The following is a 263-nucleotide window of genomic DNA, read 5'->3' as shown; positions in this document are numbered from 1 at the left end:
GCTTCGTGAACTTTTAATTGTTTTCCTTTAATTGTTCTTGTTTTCATTTTTTGTAGTACAATGGAGCCTTTTCCATTTAAAATATCTACATAGGTTGCAATTTGTTCTACGGATATAATTCCAATATCTTCTGCTGTGATACCAGGTATACTCGTAATCGTTCCAACAAAATCAACGGGACGAAGTTTTTTCTTTTTCCCACCATTGAAATAAAGTTTCATAATATCTTTACTTAGAACGGCACTCTTATCTTTCTTCAGAAC

The 263-nt window shown here is 32.3% G+C and carries 1 protein-coding gene; it reads right to left on the bottom strand.

Annotated features, from left to right (window positions below; all coding sequences use genetic code 11):
• A partial coding sequence (locus AOA60_RS23605) for a DbpA RNA binding domain-containing protein (protein ID WP_178075408.1) occupies nt 1-263 on the bottom strand: 263 nt, incomplete at both ends.

This window comes from Pseudomonas sp. 2822-17, assembly GCF_002742485.1.
In the GTDB taxonomy this organism is placed as follows: Bacteria; Pseudomonadota; Gammaproteobacteria; order Pseudomonadales; family Pseudomonadaceae; genus Aquipseudomonas; species Aquipseudomonas cyclaminis.
Note: the sequence above shows the minus strand (reverse complement) of the source record. Positions and strands in the feature narration are given on the sequence as shown.